Consider the following 19,680-nt stretch of genomic DNA (forward strand, 5'->3'; position numbering starts at 1 on the left):
ACAGGAATTAGAAGAAAAAAGCGGGGATTTTTGAGTTATAAAGAAGTATTTGCCGCAAATTATAATAAGCAGTAAATGATCATATTTTAAATCAAAAAATAACAACATGTTGAAAAAATGCCTCAAATTGCGGCTGGACAAGCAAAAGAGTGCGGTTTTAAGTCAGTTTTTTAACATTCCTCTAAAATTCTCTATACCCGATTAAAAAATTATTTTTTGTATAATTGTAATTCGCAACATGGAAACACACGAAGAACAAACAAGCAGACGGCAGGAAAACAGGTATCGGCCAATGGGTGAGCTGATCAGGGGAATATTCTTTATCCTCTTTGGTTTGTTCGCAATTTTTGCGGAAAAACTCGGATTCGGAGAATTCAGAATATCGCCGCAGATGATGAGTATTGTTGGTGCGGTTTTAATAGTCTACGGCCTCTTTAGGGTTTATAACGGAGTGAGAAAACTTTTTTTTAACAGGAACTAAAGAGGTGTGATATGTTTTTCAGTTTAGAAAGAATGAATGCTGTATATTTAACAGCTATTACATTGATGATGGCCGCTTGCGGGCAGAATCCCAATGCGAAAAAATTAGATACAGCTACAGAAGGCACCATCCATATAAGTGTGGATGAGACATATAAGCCGCTGATAGATTCGGAAATAAAGGTTTTTCAATCGCTGTATCCAAAAGCACATATCATCCCTACCTATAAACCGGAGGCTGATTGCTTTAAAGATCTTTTAAATGATAGTGCCCGTTTGGTAATCGTTACCCGCGATTTCAACCAGCAGGAACGCGATTACTTCAAGCAAATCAAAATTACGCCTAACAGCCTTTTACTTGCCTGGGACGCTCTTGCGCTGGTGGTAAATAAAGATAATCCTGATTCTGTACTGAATATGGAACAGGTACGTGGGATCATGGATGGCACCAATAAAGACAGGAAGTGGCAACTGGTGTTTGATAATGCCAACTCAAGCACCGTGCGGTATATCATGGATTCTATCAATAAGGGGAAACCTCTGCCAACAAATACGATGGCTGCGAAAACAAACCCGGAGGTGGTGGACTACGTGACAAAAAACAAAGACGCGATTGGTGTTATAGGTGTTAGCTGGATCTCCGATCCGAACGATTCATTGTCTATGGCTTTTACACGCGAGGTGTCTGTAGTAAGACTAAGAGCAGACAATGGTTCAGAATTTGTTAAGCCATACCAGGCCTATATTGGTATTGGCACCTATCCGTTAAAACGCGGCTTCTTCTATTGCCTGAAAGAACCATATCATGGACTTGGCAGTGGATTTGCAACCTTTCTCGGTAGTTATGAGGGACAGCTCGTTATGAAGCAGTTCCGTTTATTCCCGGCGAGATTGAATGTAGTATTCAGGGAAGCCAACCTTAAGTAGAAGAAAAACACAACTAAAACTAAAAAACCAGATTGCATGAACAAACGGAAAAGTTTAATCGTAGCATTGCTTTGCGCCGCCTCAAGCGGTGTGATGGCCCAATCTGTGGAGGACGGACTTAAAGACCTGTATTATGGTAAGTACCTGTCTGCCAAGCAGAATTTAGAGAAAGTGATCGCAGCAAAGCCTACGGAAGACAAAGCGTATTATTACCTCGGTATAGCCCAACTCGGAATGGATGATGCTGCAGGTGCTGCTGCTACCTTCCAGAAAGGCTTACAGGCAGTGCCCACATCTGCTTTACTACAGGCTGGTATGGGCCGTATTGATCTGATCAATGGTAACGCCGCTGCCGCTAAACAGAAATTTGATGCCGCCAGCGCTGCCACACAAGGCCGCGATGGAGATGTTGCCCGTGCCATTGCCGACGCAAACAGCGAAATCAAAGGTGGCGACCGCGCTTATGCCCTCACCGTAATGGAAAAACTCCTGAACAACGAAGGCCGTAAGAGAAAAGAACAATATACGCCTGTTGCAGCCGACTATATTGAGCTGGGAGATGCTTACCGTTTCCTCGGTGGTGAAAATGGTGGTAAAGCCATCACCACTTATGAAAAAGCATTGGAGCTTGATCCTAACAACGCTGAAGCAGTAATGAAACAGGGTTTGGTAAACTACAACGCCCGACTGAAGGCAGAAGCAGTGGCCGACTACACTAAGGCGACCAATATGGATCCTAACTATGGTCCCGCTTTCTACGAACTGTTCAACTTCTATATCACACCTAAAAAAGATCAGTTATCCTGGGATAACGCCGCTACTTACCTGGAAAAATACATGGCTGTAGCAGATCCGGCAGATAAAACCAAGACCCAGTACCTGTCTGCTTACATCTCTTTCTTCAAGAAAGATTATGATAACGCCATCAGCAAAGGTCAGGCTACTTTAGCAGGCGCTAATGAATTCTACCAGAATAAACTGAACCTGCTTATCGGTGATGCTTACCTGCAGAAAGGTGATTCCCTGAATGCACAAAAAGTAATGGACGAGTATGCCGCGAAAGTTGGCGACGCCAAACTGGACTCTAACGACTACAAACTGTTGAGCACCATTTATATGCGTTTGAAATCCAGCGATTCTGCTACCCAGAGCCAATACAACACCAAAGCACTGGCTTACCTGGAAAAATATGCAGGTTCTATCACTGCTAAAGATCCGGAAACGTATATCCAGATTGCAGATCAGCTGAAAGCAGCCAGAAACTACACTGCTGCTGCAGATTGGTATGCAAAAGCGAACGAATTATCGCTCGCCAATAAAATACAACTGCAGGCGATCGATTACTTCAACGTAGGTATTAACTACTACTACGGTGCAGTAAATGTTAAGCCTTTCGATACTACTTTGCTGGCTAAAGCGGATTCTGCTTTCCAGAAGGTAATTGAGGCAAAACCTGAACTGGGTACCGGTTACTACTGGAGAGGCCAGAGCAATTTTGCTAAAGATCCACAGGCCCAGGCTGGTGTTGCAAAGCCTTTCTATGACAAATACATAGAAATTTCTGAAGTAGATCCTGCTAAAAACAGGGGTACCCTGATCAATGCTTATACTTATGAGCTGTTGTACTACTACTTTAAGGAAGATAAAGCCAATGTAAAAGTATATGCCGATAAACTGTCTGCATTAGATCCGAATAACACAGCTGTTAAACAGATCAACGAAAACATGGCTGCCCGCGAAAAACCAGCCACTAAACCAGCTGCAAAGCAAGGTCAGAACAAGAAATAAGCATTAATTGCGTATAAAACTAAAAACCTCCTGTACCCGCAGGAGGTTTTTTAGTTTCCGGTTGGTGAAAAAAGATAATATTTTAAATCCTAATAGATTTGATATTTGGTCAACTTACAGTATTTTTGCGCATTCGGACACTGTTTTTATCGGGAAGCTTATGTATACAGAAACTGTATTTTTGTCAGCAACGACTACTCCTTTTAGCTATTTCCCTATAGTACTGCAATTAATTGCTGCTTTAGGTTTCGTTGGGATCACGATGTTAGCTACTCACTTTTTAGGTCCTAAACGCAAAACCAGCGATAAGCTTATTAACTTTGAAAGTGGTATCGAGCAAAAGGGCAATGCCCGGCAGCCGGTGGCCATCAAGTACTTTCTGACCGCTATTCTTTTCGTGTTATTTGATGTGGAAGTAATCTTTTTCTATCCTTATGCGGTTAATTTCAGGGAACTGGGCTGGGAAGGCTTTACCGCCGTGCTGATGTTTGTGGGCTTCTTTTTGTGTGGATTTATCTACATCACAAAGAAGGGTGCATTGAAATGGGAAGATTAATTAACTCTTTAAATTAAAACCAATGGCTCGTCCGGTTCAATATAATAACAAGGTGAAGATGGTGGAAATCCCCGAGGGATATTCCGGTGAAGGATTTTATGCCACCTCTTTTGACAAGGTAATAGGCCTGGCGCGTAAAAACTCCATCTGGCCTTTACCATTTGCTACCTCCTGCTGTGGAATCGAATTCATGGCCACAATGGCAGCTACCTACGATATGGCCCGTTTCGGGGCAGAACGTATGGCCTTTACGCCACGCCAGTGCGATTTACTCATGGTAATGGGTACCATTTCCAAAAAAATGGGACCAATTGTACGCCAGGTATACCTGCAAATGGCAGAACCACGCTGGGTAATGGCGGTAGGCGCCTGCGCTTCCAGCGGTGGTATATTTGATACTTACTCTGTATTACAAGGGATCGACCAGGTGATTCCGGTAGATGTATATGTGCCGGGATGCCCTCCAAGACCGGAAGGTATCATCGATGGGTTCATGAAAATACAGGCCCTGGTAGGCCAGGAAAGTCTCCGCCGCCGTAACTCCGACAGGTATAGAGAACTGATGGAGTCTTACGGTATCAAGTAAGGAGAGGGGAATGGTTAATTGTAAATCGTAAATTTCAAATTGTTAATGTCTTTAACAAACGAACGCATACAGCAACGCCTGACGGAGAAGTTTGGAGATGTGCTAACCGGCTTTGAAGAGCCGTTTGGGCTGCTAACCCTCACCGCACAGAAAGATTATAACCTGAAAGTAATGCAATTCCTGTTTGATGATGAGGAATTGCGTTTTCGTTTTTTAACGGATATCACAGCAGTGCATTATCCCGACAGGAAAAACGAAGAACTGGCAGTAGTATATCACCTGCACAACCTGCAGGATAACATCAGGCTCCGTCTGAAAGTATTCACACCCGTAGCCAAACCGGACGTGTTTACAGCTACCCAGCTGTACGCATCCGCCAACTGGATGGAACGTGAAACTTACGACTTCTACGGGATCAACTTTGTAGGACATCCTAACCTGATCCGTGTGCTGAATGTGGACGAAATGACCTATTTCCCTATGAGAAAGGAATTTCCGCTGGAAGACTCCATGCGTATTGATAAAGATGATGAAATGTTTGGAAGGGGAGGAAATCTTTAATACAACGAGGTTATGTTAGATCAGAAACAACATATAAAACTGCCGGAAGGCTCTATTGAAAAAGATACGACCACGCTCAACCTGGGTCCTACTCACCCGGCTACGCACGGCGTATTTCAGAACATTCTGGAAATCGATGGCGAACGCATTGTGAGCGCTGTTTCTACCGTAGGGTATATCCACCGCGCGTTTGAAAAGATCGCAGAACGCCGTCCGTATTACCAGATCACACCACTGACAGACCGTTTGAACTACTGTTCTGCCCCTATTAACAATATGGGCTGGTTACTGACCGTAGAAAAGCTCCTGGGCATTGAAACGCCTAAAAGAGTGGATTACCTGCGCGTTATTATCATGGAGCTGGCACGTATTGCAGATCACCTGATTTGTAGCTCCGTAATGGGAGTAGATACCGGCGCATTAACCGGCTTCGTTTACGTGATGACCTACCGTGAACTGATATACGAAATATATGAAGAGATCTGCGGTTCCCGGTTGACCACCAACATTGGTCGTATCGGCGGCTTTGAAAGAAATTTCACGCCCGCAGCTTTCGCAAAAATAGAACGCTTCCTGAACGAATATCCTGCTGTGCTGAAGGAATTTGAAACCCTGCTTACCCGTAACCGTATCTTCATGGAACGTACACAGGGCGTAGGTGCTATTACAGCAGAGAGAGCGCTCAGCTACGGTTTCACCGGTCCAAACCTGCGTGCAGCAGGCGTGGATTACGACGTACGCGTGGCCAATCCTTACAGCTCTTACCAGGATTTCGACTTCTCCATACCGGTAGGTACTACCGGTGACAGCTACGACCGTTTCCAGGTACGTAATGCCGAAATGTGGGAAAGTCTCAGCATCATCCGCCAGGCGATGGATAAAGTGAAAAGCCTGCCGGCAGATGTATTCCACGCAGATGTACCTGCTTATTACCTGCCTGAAAAACAGGATGTTTATACAAAAATGGAAGCGCTCATCTATCACTTTAAAATTGTGATGGGAGAAGCAGACATGCTTCCCGGTGAAGTGTACAACGCAGTAGAAGGCGCCAATGGCGAACTTGGTTTTTACCTGATCAGCGATGGTGGCCGTAGTCCTTACAGGCTGCACTTCCGTCGTCCATGCTTCATTTACTACCAGGCATATGCCGAACTGGTACAGGGTTCCATGCTGAGCGATGCGATCGTTTGTATGAGTAGCCTGAACCTGATTGCAGGTGAACTGGATGCATAGTAGTGCGCTATTGAATATTTCGAAGATTAAAGCTGAATAAAATAATGGCTGTGGTTCAATTTTCTGAAGAGAAACTGAATAAAGTAAAAGAAATCATTGCACGCTACCCGGAAGGGAAGCAGAAAAGTGCGTTGATACCGGTGTTGCACCTGGCTCAGGAAGCATTTGGTGGATGGCTGAGTGCAGAAACAATGGACTACGTTGCAACTTTACTGCAACTGCAATCAATTGAAGTGTACGAGGTAGCTACTTTCTATAGCATGTTTAACCTGAAACCAGTGGGTACCTATTTATTTGAGGTGTGCCAAACAGGTCCGTGCATGGTAAGTGGTTCTGATCAGATCATTGATTACATTAAAAATAAGCTGGGTATCGGCGTAGGTGAAACTACCGCCGACGGGTTGTTTACCCTTAAAACGGTAGAGTGCCTCGGCGCCTGCGGTTATGCCCCCATGATGCAGTTGGGTAAACATTACCGGGAACACCTTACACCAGCCAAAGTAGATGAAATCATTGCAGAATGCAGATCTAAAGCAAACGCCAACTGATGCATCCAAAAAATAACCTGATTATGCGTTTAAAGGAAATGTATCAGCGCCACAAATTACAGGTAGTGGAAGCAATACTGCTGATGGCGTTACTCACCGCATTGTGGCGGATCGATAACTGGTTTGTTTCCGTTATCTGTGGCGTAAGCGCAGGACTCCTGTTTTACAGGCTGGCAGAACGCATTTCGCAACACGGCATACGTAAGGCATAAAAGATATACACAAATCTGATAATGGCGCCGGGAATACCGGTTACATTACACCATAAGGAAGACAATGGGACGCAAATTACTGTTAGATAAAGCACATATTGAAGGCATCCGGTACTATGACACCTACCGGAGCAATGGCGGTTATGCTGCAGCTGAAAAAGCGCTGAAAACCCTGGGGCCGGACGGCGTACTGGACGAAGTGAAGAAGAGCGGCCTGAGAGGCCGTGGTGGTGCGGGTTTCCCCACCGGCCTGAAATGGAGTTTCATCGCTAAACCGGAAGGCGTTCCGCGCTACCTGGTTTGTAATGCCGATGAGTCGGAGCCAGGTACGTTCAAAGACCGCTACCTCATGGAATTCATCCCCCACCTCCTCATTGAAGGATTACTGATCTCCAGCTTTGCTCTCGGCGCCAACAGTTGCTACATCTACATCCGCGGTGAATACGCCTGGATTCCGGACATCCTGGAACAGGCCATCGCAGAAGCAAAAAACAAAGGCTGGCTGGGTAAAAATATCCAGGGTACCGGTTTCGATCTCGAAATATATGTACAACGCGGTGCAGGCGCCTATATCTGCGGTGAAGAAACTGCCCTGATAGAATCCCTGGAAGGCAAACGCGGTAATCCACGCATCAAACCGCCATTCCCGGCGGTAAAAGGATTATGGCAATCGCCCACCGTAGTAAATAACGTGGAAACACTCGCTGCAGTAGTGCCTATTATCAACATCGGCGGCGACGAATACATTAAATATGGCACCGGCAAATCCACCGGCACCAAACTCATCTCTGCCTGCGGTAATATCAACAAACCCGGCGTTTATGAAATAGAAATGAATATCTCCGTAGAAGAATTCATCTACTCTGATGAATACTGCGGTGGTATCAAAAATAACAAGCGCCTGAAAGCCTGTATCCCCGGCGGTTCATCCGTTCCGGTGTTACCGGCCAACCTGCTGCTGAAAACAGCAAAAGGCGAAACCCGTATGATGACCTATGAAAGCCTGGCTGATGGCGGCTTTGCAACAGGCTCTATGCTGGGTTCCGGCGGATTTATTGTAATGGACGAAGACCAGTGTATTGTGCGCAATACCCTTACCTTCGCACGCTTCTACCACCACGAAAGCTGTGGTCAGTGCAGCCCTTGCCGCGAAGGCACCGGCTGGATGAAGAAAGTACTGCAGAACATCGAGCATGGTAAAGGCAAAATGAGCGACATCGATTTACTGTGGGATATTCAACGTAAAATTGAAGGGAACACGATCTGCCCGCTCGGCGATGCAGCAGCATGGCCGGTAGCAGCAGCGATCCGCCACTTCCGCGATGAATTTGAATGGCATGTGGCAAATCCTGAAGAATCACAGACCCGTAACTTTGGGTTGGCTCATTACGCAGACCCATTGCCGGCGCCAATACCAGCCGCTGTATAACGGGTAGGCATATACTGAAATAAGAAATCAATATATAAATAAACGTTGCTCCCCGCGAGCACAAAAGATATTAAGATGGCGGAGGAAATAAAATTATTTAAGGTTAAAATCGATAACATCTCTGTAGAGGTGGAACCCGGTACAACCATACTGAATGCGGCCCGGAAGATAGGAGGAGAGGTAGTGCCGCCGGCCATGTGTTACTATTCCAAACTGCAGGGCAGCGGTGGTAAATGCCGTACCTGCCTGGTAAAAGTATCAAAAGGTTCCGATGCCGATCCGCGCCCGATGCCTAAACTGGTGGCCAGCTGCCGTACTACTGTAATGGATGGTATGGAAGTAGCCAATATCACTTCCCCGGAAGTACTGGACGCACGTAAAGGAGTAGTGGAATTCCTGTTGCTCAATCACCCGCTGGATTGCCCGGTATGTGATCAGGCCGGGGAATGCCACCTGCAGGATCTGAGTTACGAACACGGCGCCGACAGCACACGCTACGAATTTAAACGCAGAACCTTTGATAAAGTAGATCTCGGTGATCATATCAAACTGCACATGACGCGCTGCATCCTTTGCTACCGCTGCGTGTACACTGCCGATCAGCTCACCGAAAAACGCGAACATGGTATCCTGGGCCGTGGCGATGCTTCTGAAATCAGCACCTACATCTCCCAGTCGCTCGATAATGACTTCATCGGCAACGTCATCGACGTTTGCCCGGTAGGCGCCTTAACCGATCAAACCTTCCGGTTCAAAAACCGTGTATGGTTCCTGAAACCGGTAGATGCACACCGCGATTGCGAAAATCCAAAATGCTGCGGTAAAACCGTACTGTGGATGCGCGGTGATGAAGTATTCCGCGTAACGGCCCGTAAAGATAAATACGGCGAAGTGGAAGCCTTTATCTGCGATACCTGCCGCTTTGATAAAAAAGAAGCAAAAGACTGGATCATTGAAGGTCCGCGCAAAATAGAACGTAACAGCGTTATTTCCCAGGGTCATTACGTGAATACCGTAAAACCTAAAGATCCGCTGGTAGATGTATTGGACGGAAGACAACCCAAACTGTTGTTTGACATCCACTCTGAAAGCAAGGTAAACAGACCGGATATTGATCTGTCGAAGATCAACGGCCCTGCTCACTCTGATGATTTTAAGAAGTAACAATCGTAATTACGTGTAAGTATGACCTTATTAAGCATAGATTGGTTTTTTATAATTGAAAAAGTACTCCTGATATCAGGGGTACTGGTACTTTCATTGGTAGTGGCCATGTATTCTACCTGGGGTGAAAGGAAGGTGGCAGCCTGGATCCAGGACCGTTTAGGGCCAAACCGCGCCGGTTTTATGGGATTGCTGCAACCGCTGGCAGATGGTGGAAAGCTCTTCTTCAAAGAAGAAATTATTCCTACCAATGCCAACCGCTTTCTCTTCGTGCTGGGACCTTCCATCGCCATGTTAGTGGCCTGTATGACCAGCGCCGTTATCCCCTGGGGCGATACCCTGGTAATTGCCGGCCGTCCTGTTTCCCTGCAGATAGCAGATGTAAACATCGGTATACTCTTCATCTTCGGCGTAGTGAGCATGGGTGTTTACGGTATTATGATCGGCGGCTGGGCTTCCAACAACAAATACTCTTTGCTGGCGTCTGTACGTGCCGCTTCGCAGATCATCTCCTACGAACTGCCAATGGGACTGGCACTGATCGCATTGCTGATGCTGACCGGCTCCCTGAGCTTAAAGGATATCGTGGAACAACAGCGTCATGGCTTATGGAATGTGGTGTATCAGCCATTAGGCTTCTTCATCTTCCTGGTATGCGCTTTTGCAGAATGTAACCGCGCTCCCTTCGATTTACCGGAAGCAGAAAATGAACTGAACGGTGGTTATCACCTGGAGTATTCTTCCATGAAACTGGGTTTCTTCCTGTTTGCGGAATATATCAACATGTTTATCAGTTCCGCCCTCATTGCTACCATGTACTTCGGTGGGTATGCCTTCCCTTATATGGATAAGCTGGGACTGGAGCCAAACATGGTCACCATCCTCGGATTTGTGGCCCTGTTCCTCAAAACACTGTTTTTCATTTTCTTCTTTATGTGGGTACGCTGGACCGTTCCGAGATTCCGTTACGATCAGCTGATGCGCCTGGGCTGGAAGATTATGATTCCGCTGGCACTGGTAAATATGCTGATCACCGGAGCACTGGTATTGGCACGTCAACATTAAAAATTATCTGATTAAATACACACACAACGTGTGGATTAAATAAAGCATTCATTATGCAAGCATTAACTAACAGGGCAAAAGCAGTAGACCGCCGGCCGATGACATTCGCCGAGAAGATGTACATCCCTGCTATTGCCAAAGGCATGGGGATCACTTTTAAGCATCTTTTTCAGAAGAAAGCTACAGTTAGTTTTCCTGAAAAAACACGTGATTTCAGCCCCGTATTCCGTGGATTACATGTACTGAACCGGGATGAAGAAGGCCGTGAAAGATGTACTGCCTGCGGATTGTGCGCAGTTGCCTGTCCTGCTGAAGCCATTACAATGGAAGCAGCGGAAAGGAAAGAGGGAGAAGAAAACCTGTACAGGGAAGAAAAATATGCAGCGAAATATGAGATCAACATGCTCCGTTGCATTTTCTGTGGTTTTTGTGAAGAAGCTTGTCCGAAAGATGCGGTGTATATGTCTGAAACTTTTGCTCCTGCAAACTATCAGCGTAAAGGCTTCATCTACGGAAAAGATGATCTGCTGATTCCTCATCCGAAAGAAGGCAAATAATATTATTCACAGCGCACATTTAGCTAAAAATACAATAGTCAAACATAGCAGAGATGGGAATGAGTATACAACAAATAATTTTCATGGTGCTGTCGGTCGTGGCGCTGGTATCAGCGTTGGGCGTGGTATTGAGTAAAAACCCTGTGACGAGCGTGTTGTGCCTGATCGTAACATTCTTTACCATAGCAGGGCACTATATTATGATGAATGCCCAGTTCCTGGCAGTAGTGCATATCATTGTATATGCAGGCGCTATCATGGTATTGTTCCTGTACGTGCTGATGCTCATGAATCTGAATGCTGATCTGGAACCGCAGAAACGCAACTGGCTGAAATATGCCGGGGCTATCAGCGGGGGCGCTTTACTGGTAGTATTGGTAGCAGCATTACGCGATGCCAGCATGCCGGCATTGAGTACCAATGCTACTGATATCGGGTTAATCAAAAACCTCGGTATGGTCCTGTTCAAACAATATGTGGTGCCGTTTGAAGTGAGCAGTATCCTGTTCCTCAGCGCAATGATCGGCGCCGTAGTAATTGGTAAAAAAGAATAGCAATACGGATTGCTCATCGTGATTCGTAATTCCTAACCCGTAATTTATTTTATGCCTGTTCAATATTACATATTCCTGAGTATCGCCTTGTTTTGCATAGGTGTGATGGGTGTACTGATGCGCAGAAATGCGATTATTATTTTTATGTGCATAGAGCTGATGCTGAATGCAGTAAACCTGTTGATGGTGTCATTTTCCAAAATGTGGGCAGATGCAGGCAGGGTAGATGCCGGTTCTGCACAACTCTTTGTATTTTTTATTATGGTGGTAGCGGCTGCGGAAGTAGCAGTAGGACTGGCTATAATTACTATGGTCTACAGAAATACACACTCAGTAGATATTAACATTCTTAACAGGCTGAAAAATTAATAATTCTGCTTTCTTAATTATTAAATTTTTCGACGTCGTAAATAGAATTGATAAATGATTAATCTAGTTTGGCTGGTACCATTTTTACCATTATTGGGTTTCCTGGTGAATGGGTTGGGACGCAGATTTTTATCCAAGTCCCTGGTAGGATTTGTTGGCAGTGGCGCAGTACTGGCGTCCTTTGTGATTAGCTTATTAATATTCCTGGAAGTTAAAGCCCCGGGATTTTCTGCTCAAACAGTACGCCTGTTTGATTTCATATCTGTAGGTTCCCTGCAGATTCCTTTCGCTTTCCAGGTAGATCAGTTGAGTGCTTTGTTCCTGCTGGTGATCACCGGCGTGGGTACCCTGATCCATATCTACTCTACTTCTTACATGCACGGCGAGAGCGATGAGAGCTTCGCAAGATATTTCGCTTATCTCAACCTCTTCGTGTTTTCCATGTTGATACTGGTGCTGGGCGCCAACTACGTGATGATGTTCATTGGCTGGGAAGGTGTTGGTCTTTGTTCTTATCTCCTCATCGGTTTCTGGTTTAAAAATACCAGCTATAACAATGCTGCTAAAAAAGCATTCGTGATGAACCGCATCGGTGACCTCGGTTTCCTGATCGCTATCTTCTTCATGATCCTGCAGTTTGGAACGGTTACTTTCCCGGAAGTATTTGCCAAAGCGGCGCCGCTGGGAATGAACAATAGCGTGATTACCGCTATTGCCATGCTGATGTTTATAGGTGCAATGGGTAAGTCTGCACAGATTCCTTTATACACCTGGTTGCCGGATGCGATGGCAGGTCCTACTCCGGTATCTGCCCTGATCCACGCGGCCACGATGGTTACCGCCGGTATCTATATGATTGCCCGCAGTAACGTGATCTATACACTGGCGCCGCATATCCAAACGGTGATTGCCATCATAGGACTGGCTACTGCCCTGTTTGCAGCTTCCATTGCCTTAAAGCAAAACGATATTAAAAAAGTACTGGCTTATTCAACCGTGAGCCAGTTAGGTTATATGTTCCTCGCCCTGGGCGTAGGCGCTTACGGAGCGGCCGTGTTTCATGTAATGACACACGCCTTCTTCAAAGCCCTCCTGTTCCTCGGTTCCGGTTCCGTAATCCATGCAATGGGTGGCGAACAGGATATCAGGAAGATGGGTGGCCTCAAAAAATTCATGCCTACCACTGCGTGGACATTCCTGGTAGGATGCCTGGCGATTGCGGGTATTCCCGGTTTCTCCGGCTTCTTCTCCAAAGATGAGATCCTGGCGCAGGCATTTGCCAACAACCCGGTATTATATGTACTGGGCCTGGTTGGCGCGCTGATGACCGCCTTCTATATGTTCCGTTTATACTACATCACTTTTACCGGTAAATTCCGTGGCACACACGAACAGGAACACCACCTGCATGAAAGCCCTTCTGCGATCACCATTCCATTGGTTATCCTGGCAGTACTTTCCGTGATTGGTGGTTACGTTGGTTTACCGGAAGTGTTTGGAACGAAGAACATGCTGGCCGAATACCTGGCGCCGGTGTTTGCACCTTCTGCACCTTTCGCAGTGGAACACCACCTGTCGCACAATACAGAATGGCTGCTGATGGGTGTGAGTAGTGTGCTGGTGATTGTATTTATCCTGCTGGCGCGTCAGAAATTTACGAAGTTTGAAGATGCGGGTACAGAAAGTACTGGTTTGACAAAAGTGCTTGAAAACAAATGGTATATAGATGAGCTGTATGATACTATTATCGTAAAACCATTGTATGAATTGTCCCGTTTCTTCCGTGATACGGTGGAAAAGGCGGGTATCGACAAGCTGGTGAACGGTGTAGGCCGTGGTGTACAATGGGGAGGTCAGCAGATCCGCCTGGTACAAAACGGACAGGTAGGTTTCTACATCTTTGCGATGGTCATCGGTATGATCGTATTATTTGTGATCGGATTCTTATTATAAACCAATAGCAGAAGTTACAAGCGCAGATAAATTATGTTGACAGTTTTATTAATATTGATTCCTTTCATAGCGGGCCTTATTGCATTTGGTCTGAAGGGGTCCGGGCCAAAAGTGCTGGGCATGATCTCATCGCTGGCAACGGTGGTGTTAGCAATTGGATCGTGGTGCCGCTTTCGTACTGCTCCAGACAGCCTTAACTTTGTTGCCAACTGGATTCCGCAGCTGGGAAGTCAATTCCGTGTTGGATTAGATGGAATGGGTGTGATGCTTTGCTTACTTACAGCGATTGCTTCCCTGCTTGTTTTCATTACTATTTATAGCCGCAACTACGAAAAGGCAAATGCTTTTTATGGTCTGATGTTATTATCGCAGGCTGGCTTAACCGGTGTATTTACCGCTTTCGACGCCCTGCAGTTTTACATATTCTGGGAACTGGCCCTGATACCTGTTTACTTCCTCTGCTCTTTATGGGGTGGTGAAAAACGGATCGCCGTTACCTTTAAATTCTTTGTGTACACGTTCCTGGGTTCGTTGTTAATGCTGGTAGGTATTATCTATATCTACTTTCAAACACCGGATCATTCCTTCAGCTGGGCTTCCTTTACAAGTGCAGCGCTGAATCCGGATGATCAGAAATGGCTGTTCTGGCTGTTCTTTGTGGCTTTCGCCATTAAGATGCCGGTATTTCCGTTTCACACCTGGCAGCCCGATACTTATGAGCAGTCGCCCACCCCTGTTACCATGATCCTTTCCGGGGTGATGGTGAAAATGGGTTTATTTGGTGTGATCCGCTGGTTGCTGCCGGTAGTACCACAGGGCGCTGCTATGTGGTCTGATGTGGCCATTGTATTGTGCATCATCGGTATTATCTATGCTTCCTGCATTGCGATGGTACAGAATGATCTGAAACGACTGATTGCTTACTCCTCTATTGCCCACATCGGTTTGATGTGCGCTGCTATTTTCGCCAACAACGAACAAAGCCTGCAGGGGGTAATGGTACAGATGTTTAACCACGGTATCAATATCATTGGTTTGTGGATCATCGTGGAAGTAATTCAAAACCGTTTAGGGATCAAAAACCTGGACCAGATGGGTGGTATGGCACAGAAGGCCCCACGCATGGCTATTTTCCTCGTTATTATCAGTTTGGCAAACATCGGTTTACCACTGACCAATGGTTTCATTGGTGAGTTCCTGATGTTCAGCGGATTGTTCCAATATAATCACTGGTTTATGGCATTTGCCGGATTAGGTATCATCCTTTCTGCTGTATATACCCTGGGTATGATTCAGAAGGTGATATTTGGCGAGGGAAATGAATTAACCGAAACTACTACAGATCTGCAGCCGGGTGAAACACTGGCTTTAAGCCTGGTGGTGATCATGATCATCGTGTTGGGCGTTTATCCCAAACCTATGCTGGATCTGGTGAGCGGCACATCTGAAGTGGTAAGTAAATTATTCTGATCTTCAGCCAAAAGCTGAATACCGGAATGGAAAAATTTGTAACGGGGTTTTGTAACGCAAAAATATGAATGCACTAATTTCTACTGCTTTATCGGGCGTTGTACTGATGTTTGTTGGTTTATTTGTACGCAATAAGCAGCATATTAAATTTTTTGCCATCGCGGCCATCCTCATAGCATTTATTGCTAATCTGGCGCAATATCCGTCTGTAGAGCAAGGCGGGTATATCATGTATGGCATGATTGAAGTAACCAAATTTGGTGTGTTATTCAATGCGGTAGCATTGGGCGCCACCTTGTTATATTTCCTGTTATCAGGCAGTGAGTTTGAAAAGGTAGGAGAGCATGTAGCTGATTATTTCGCCCTGATATTCTTTATCCTGGCGGGTATTTCGCTGGCTACTTCTTTCAGCAACCTGCTGATGTTGTTCCTGGCTATTGAAATCATGTCTATTCCGCAGTATATTCTTGCGGGCGCGGATAAGAAAAGCCTGAAAAGTAATGAAGCATCCCTGAAGTATTTCCTGATGGGATCTTTCTCTACCGGTATCCTGCTCATGGGTATTACCCTGATCTATGGCGCCGCCGGCACCTTTGATATCTCGGCGTTAGGGCTTGGCGCGGAAAGCGTGCATCCGTTAGCGTTATGCGGCATCATCCTGATGGTATTTGCCTTGTCTTTTAAAGTATCTGCGGTACCGTTCCACTTCTGGACACCGGACGTATACGATGGTTCCCCCACTGTATTCACTTCTTTTATGTCCACAGTAGTGAAAGCGGGCGGATTTGTGGCTTTCCTGCGGATGTTCCATACCAGCTTTGCCGGTGGCAGCATCAGCGAACACTGGACACTGATCCTTTCTATTATTACAGCAGCTACCCTGATACTTGGTAACTTCAGCGCGGTTTTCCAGCAGAGTGTAAAACGGATGCTGGCCTACTCCAGTATTGCGCAGGCGGGCTTTATGTTGTTTGCCGTAGTGGCGATGAATAACATGGGCACACAGGGAATTATCCTGTACTCCGCTGCTTACAGCATTGCCACCATCGGGGTATTTGCCGTACTGATGAAGCTGAAAGATTATACTTTTGAAGGATTCAACGGCCTGGCCCGCAAGGAGCCTTTGTTGGCCGCTGCGGTAGCCATATTCCTGTTTTCCCTGGCCGGTATTCCCATTACGGCCGGTTTCTTTGCAAAATACTTTGTTTTATCTGCGGCTATCGAACATGGTCATATTTTATGGCTGGTAATCATAGCAGTATTGTGTGCTGCCATCAGCGTATACTATTACTTCCGCGTGATCATTGCCATGTATTTCAAACAGGGCGAACCGGAAGTAGAACCCGTTTCAGGTGGTTTTAAAGCTGCCCTGATCCTGGCTGTTGCGCTGGTACTGGTATTGGGCCTGTTCCCGAACCTCTTGTTATGCTGGATGTAAAAGCTGTTAGCTTATAAAATACAGGGAGAAGACCGAAGCGATTTACATGATCCGCTTCGGTCTTCTCCTTTATACTGATCGCCGTTCATCCCAAATTGAATGGATTAAATAGCTATATTACATTAACTTTATAGGTAACCCGTCATTATGCAATCAAGAGATATTTTTTCCCTGGCATACCGTTCTGTAACCAGCAACAAGTTGCGCACAGGTCTTACTGTGTCTATCATTGCTTTGGGTATTACGGTACTGGTAGGTATTCTTACGGCAATCGACAGTATGAAGAGCAGTATCTACAGCAGCTTCGCAAGTATGGGCGCCAACAGTTTCTCTATCCGTAACCGGGGGATGCAGGTGCATATCGGCGATGATGGAAATAAAGCTTCGAAGGGGAACAAGCATGTAAAGAAGGTAAAAAAATCCAACAGCAATAAAATTATCCGTTACCAGGAAGCAGTGGCTTTCCGCGACCGTTACCATTTCCCGGCTGTTGTGAGCGTATCTTTCCAGGCCACCGGTATTGCCACAGTATACAAAGATGATAAGAAAACGAATCCAAATGTACAGGTGATTGGGGGAGATGAACACTACCTGCAGATTTCCAATTATGAGATTTCACAGGGAAGGGATTTTAACCAGCTGGATGTACAGTCCGGCAGAAATGTGGCTATTCTTGGTATTGATGTGGCGGAGAAACTATTTGGCAAGCAGCTCAAAAGTATAGTGAACAGTACGATCCGGGTGGGAGATATCCGGTACCGGGTAGTGGGGGTGCTGGCATCAAAAGGCAGCAGTAAAATGATGAGCGCCGATAATGTGGTGATTACCACGGTGAATAATACCCGCAGGGTGTTTAACCGGCCCAATGCCAGTTACCAGATAGCTGTAGCCGTGAAAGATATTAAACAGATGGATGCTGCGCAGGGAGAGGCCACAGGGCTGTTTCGTGTTATACGCGGACTGAATATCAATGAAGAAGATAATTTTGAGATCAGCAAGAGCGATAGTATTGCAGAGATGCTTTTTTCCAGTTTGGGTAAAGTAAACCTATTTGCTATTGTTATTGCCTTTATTACGCTTTTTGGTTCTGCCATTGGGCTGATGAATATTATGCTGGTATCTGTAGCGGAACGGACCCGCGAAATAGGCGTTACCAAAGCATTGGGGGCCACCAGTCATGTAGTGCGTACCCAGTTCCTGTATGAATCCATTATTATCAGTGTAATGGGCGGACTGATAGGAGTAATTATGGGAATGCTCCTGGGAAATATTGTTTCTGTATTACTGAAGTCTGCTTTCATTGTACCGTGGATCTGGATCATCATTGGGGTAACTATCTGTGCTGCAGTAGGGCTCGTTTCCGGTTTATATCCTGCCTATAAGGCTTCTAAATTAGATCCTATTATAGCCTTGAGATACGAATAATATTTTATTATCTTGTTGTTTTCCATGTTCATGTAAAACAACAGCTGTATGCCCTTATTAATTGTTATTGCGGCCATCCTTTTGCTGGTAATGCTGGTCACCTGGTGGCGTTTAAATACTTTCCTCTCTTTCCTTATAGTGTCTTTGCTGATGGGACTGGCGTTGCATATGAACGTAACAGACATCACGCAGTCTATTCAAACAGGTATTGGCAAAACGTTAGGGTCCCTGATTGTGATCATTGTTTTCGGCAGCATGCTTGGAAAGCTGGTGGCGGAGAGCGGAGCCGGCCAAAAAATCGCCGGAGGTTTAATGAACCTGTTCGGGCCAAAGTATGTACAATGGTCGTTGATGCTCACTGGCTTTATAGTGGGTATTCCCTTGTTTTATAATATCGGGTTTGTGTTGATGGTACCCCTGATCTTTACGGTGGCGGCGCGTACAAAGTTGCCGGTAGTATATCTCGGTATTCCTATGTTGGCGTCTTTATCTGTAACGCATGGGTACCTGCCGCCGCATCCTTCTCCAACTGCATTGATACAGCAGTTTCATGCCAATATGGGGCTTACGTTGCTATATGGTATTATGGTAGCTATTCCGGCTATTGTGCTGGCGGGGCCGGTATTTTCGCGTTTCCTGAAACACTACACAAATCCTCCGGGAAAAATGTTTGTGGCGCCGCCGATCCCGGAAGAGCAGTTGCCGGGTATGTTTGTGAGTCTCTTTGCAGCGTTGTTACCTGTATTTTTACTGGCGGTGACGGCTTTGGTGAAGCTATGGGTGCCTGAAGATACTTTCCTTTTCAGACTGGCCACCTGGCTGGGAGAGCCGCTGATTGTGATGTTGCTGGCGGTATTAAACGGGATGTATTTATTAGGACTGAAACGAGGGATGCCCGCAAAAAAAGTGATGGTGGTGATGGACGACGCCGTGCGCGATGTCGCTGTTATTATCCTGGTAATAGGAGGCTCCGGTGCGCTTACACAGTTACTGCACGACAGCAAGGTTAGCAGTTACATTGCTGCCACGCTTGAGAATATGCACCTGCATCCGTTAGTGCTGGCGTGGGGTATTGCGGCTATCATCAGGGTGTGTATAGGATCTGCCACTGTAGCCGGACTTACCACCGCAGGAATTGTTGCACCTATGATTGCTGCTTCCGGTGTAAATGCCAACCTGATGGTACTGGCTACCGGCGCAGGCAGCCTGATGTTTTCTCACGTGAATGACGCCGGTTTCTGGATGTTCAAGGAATACTTTAACTTGTCTGTAAAAGACACTATTAAAACCTGGTCGGTAATGGAAACTATTGTATCTGTAACAGGGTTGGTCGGGTGTTTGATCTTAAGTTTGTTTGTATAACGT

At 46.0% G+C, this 19,680-nt stretch carries 20 protein-coding genes; all 20 read left to right on the forward strand.

Going from position 1 to position 19,680, the window contains the following annotated elements; all coding sequences use genetic code 11:
* The first annotated feature begins 238 nt into the window (after positions 1-238).
* The 20 genes from ACMXI2_RS01060 (at position 239) to ACMXI2_RS01155 (ending at position 19,677) form a co-directional block, all read left to right on the forward strand.
* The gene (locus ACMXI2_RS01060; RefSeq protein WP_370909270.1) at positions 239-481 is read left to right on the forward strand and encodes a hypothetical protein; all 243 of its coding nucleotides are present in this window, start codon (positions 239-241) and stop codon (positions 479-481) included.
* Positions 482-492: 11 nt separating this feature from the next.
* On the forward strand, positions 493-1,407 hold the full coding sequence (locus tag ACMXI2_RS01065) for a substrate-binding domain-containing protein (protein ID WP_079469433.1): 915 nt from the start codon (positions 493-495) through the stop codon (positions 1,405-1,407).
* Between the two features lie 36 nt (positions 1,408-1,443).
* Positions 1,444-3,195: a tetratricopeptide repeat protein gene (locus ACMXI2_RS01070; RefSeq protein ID WP_483779894.1), complete on the forward strand. Its 1,752-nt coding sequence runs from the start codon at positions 1,444-1,446 to the stop codon at positions 3,193-3,195.
* 64 nt (positions 3,196-3,259) lie between these two features.
* Positions 3,260-3,751, forward strand: a complete 492-nt coding sequence (locus ACMXI2_RS01075) for an NADH-quinone oxidoreductase subunit A (RefSeq protein ID WP_483779895.1) — start codon at positions 3,260-3,262, stop codon at positions 3,749-3,751.
* A gap of 22 nt (positions 3,752-3,773) precedes the next feature.
* Positions 3,774-4,337, forward strand: a complete 564-nt coding sequence (locus ACMXI2_RS01080; protein WP_079469431.1) for an NADH-quinone oxidoreductase subunit B — start codon at positions 3,774-3,776, stop codon at positions 4,335-4,337.
* A 45-nt stretch (positions 4,338-4,382) separates the two neighbouring features.
* Positions 4,383-4,898: an NADH-quinone oxidoreductase subunit C gene (locus ACMXI2_RS01085; protein ID WP_079469430.1), complete on the forward strand. Its 516-nt coding sequence runs from the start codon at positions 4,383-4,385 to the stop codon at positions 4,896-4,898.
* A 12-nt stretch (positions 4,899-4,910) separates the two neighbouring features.
* On the forward strand, positions 4,911-6,131 hold the full coding sequence (locus ACMXI2_RS01090; RefSeq protein WP_079469429.1) for an NADH-quinone oxidoreductase subunit D: 1,221 nt from the start codon (positions 4,911-4,913) through the stop codon (positions 6,129-6,131).
* Between the two features lie 44 nt (positions 6,132-6,175).
* Complete coding sequence (locus ACMXI2_RS01095) at positions 6,176-6,679, forward strand: NADH-quinone oxidoreductase subunit NuoE family protein (RefSeq protein ID WP_079469428.1); 504 nt, start codon at positions 6,176-6,178, stop codon at positions 6,677-6,679.
* Between the two features lie 23 nt (positions 6,680-6,702).
* Positions 6,703-6,891 (forward strand): hypothetical protein, encoded by a 189-nt coding sequence (locus tag ACMXI2_RS01100; protein ID WP_483779896.1) that lies wholly within the window; start codon positions 6,703-6,705, stop codon positions 6,889-6,891.
* Between the two features lie 64 nt (positions 6,892-6,955).
* Positions 6,956-8,320, forward strand: a complete 1,365-nt coding sequence (nuoF, locus tag ACMXI2_RS01105; RefSeq protein ID WP_483779897.1) for an NADH-quinone oxidoreductase subunit NuoF — start codon at positions 6,956-6,958, stop codon at positions 8,318-8,320.
* Positions 8,321-8,395: 75 nt separating this feature from the next.
* Positions 8,396-9,484: an NADH-quinone oxidoreductase subunit G gene (locus tag ACMXI2_RS01110; protein ID WP_079469425.1), complete on the forward strand. Its 1,089-nt coding sequence runs from the start codon at positions 8,396-8,398 to the stop codon at positions 9,482-9,484.
* A gap of 21 nt (positions 9,485-9,505) precedes the next feature.
* Complete coding sequence (gene nuoH / locus ACMXI2_RS01115) at positions 9,506-10,549, forward strand: NADH-quinone oxidoreductase subunit NuoH (RefSeq protein WP_483779898.1); 1,044 nt, start codon at positions 9,506-9,508, stop codon at positions 10,547-10,549.
* A gap of 53 nt (positions 10,550-10,602) precedes the next feature.
* Positions 10,603-11,106, forward strand: coding sequence for an NADH-quinone oxidoreductase subunit NuoI (gene nuoI, locus ACMXI2_RS01120; protein ID WP_483779899.1), 504 nt, complete (start codon positions 10,603-10,605; stop codon positions 11,104-11,106).
* Between the two features lie 59 nt (positions 11,107-11,165).
* The gene (locus ACMXI2_RS01125; protein ID WP_483779901.1) at positions 11,166-11,660 is read left to right on the forward strand and encodes an NADH-quinone oxidoreductase subunit J family protein; all 495 of its coding nucleotides are present in this window, start codon (positions 11,166-11,168) and stop codon (positions 11,658-11,660) included.
* A gap of 51 nt (positions 11,661-11,711) precedes the next feature.
* Entirely contained in the window at positions 11,712-12,029 is a 318-nt protein-coding gene (nuoK, locus tag ACMXI2_RS01130) for an NADH-quinone oxidoreductase subunit NuoK (RefSeq protein WP_079469422.1), read from the forward strand.
* Between the two features lie 54 nt (positions 12,030-12,083).
* Complete coding sequence (gene nuoL / locus ACMXI2_RS01135) at positions 12,084-13,982, forward strand: NADH-quinone oxidoreductase subunit L (RefSeq protein ID WP_483779902.1); 1,899 nt, start codon at positions 12,084-12,086, stop codon at positions 13,980-13,982.
* 33 nt (positions 13,983-14,015) lie between these two features.
* Positions 14,016-15,452: a complex I subunit 4 family protein gene (locus ACMXI2_RS01140; RefSeq protein ID WP_483779903.1), complete on the forward strand. Its 1,437-nt coding sequence runs from the start codon at positions 14,016-14,018 to the stop codon at positions 15,450-15,452.
* A gap of 64 nt (positions 15,453-15,516) precedes the next feature.
* A complete protein-coding gene (locus ACMXI2_RS01145) occupies positions 15,517-16,890 on the forward strand; it encodes an NADH-quinone oxidoreductase subunit N (RefSeq protein ID WP_483779904.1) in 1,374 nt (457 codons plus the stop codon).
* A gap of 147 nt (positions 16,891-17,037) precedes the next feature.
* Positions 17,038-18,315, forward strand: a complete 1,278-nt coding sequence (locus tag ACMXI2_RS01150) for an ABC transporter permease (RefSeq protein ID WP_483779905.1) — start codon at positions 17,038-17,040, stop codon at positions 18,313-18,315.
* 48 nt (positions 18,316-18,363) lie between these two features.
* On the forward strand, positions 18,364-19,677 hold the full coding sequence (locus ACMXI2_RS01155; protein WP_483779906.1) for a gluconate:H+ symporter: 1,314 nt from the start codon (positions 18,364-18,366) through the stop codon (positions 19,675-19,677).
* The last annotated feature ends 3 nt before the right edge of the window (positions 19,678-19,680 follow it).

This window comes from Chitinophaga sp. G7 BAM 1005, assembly GCF_057126945.1.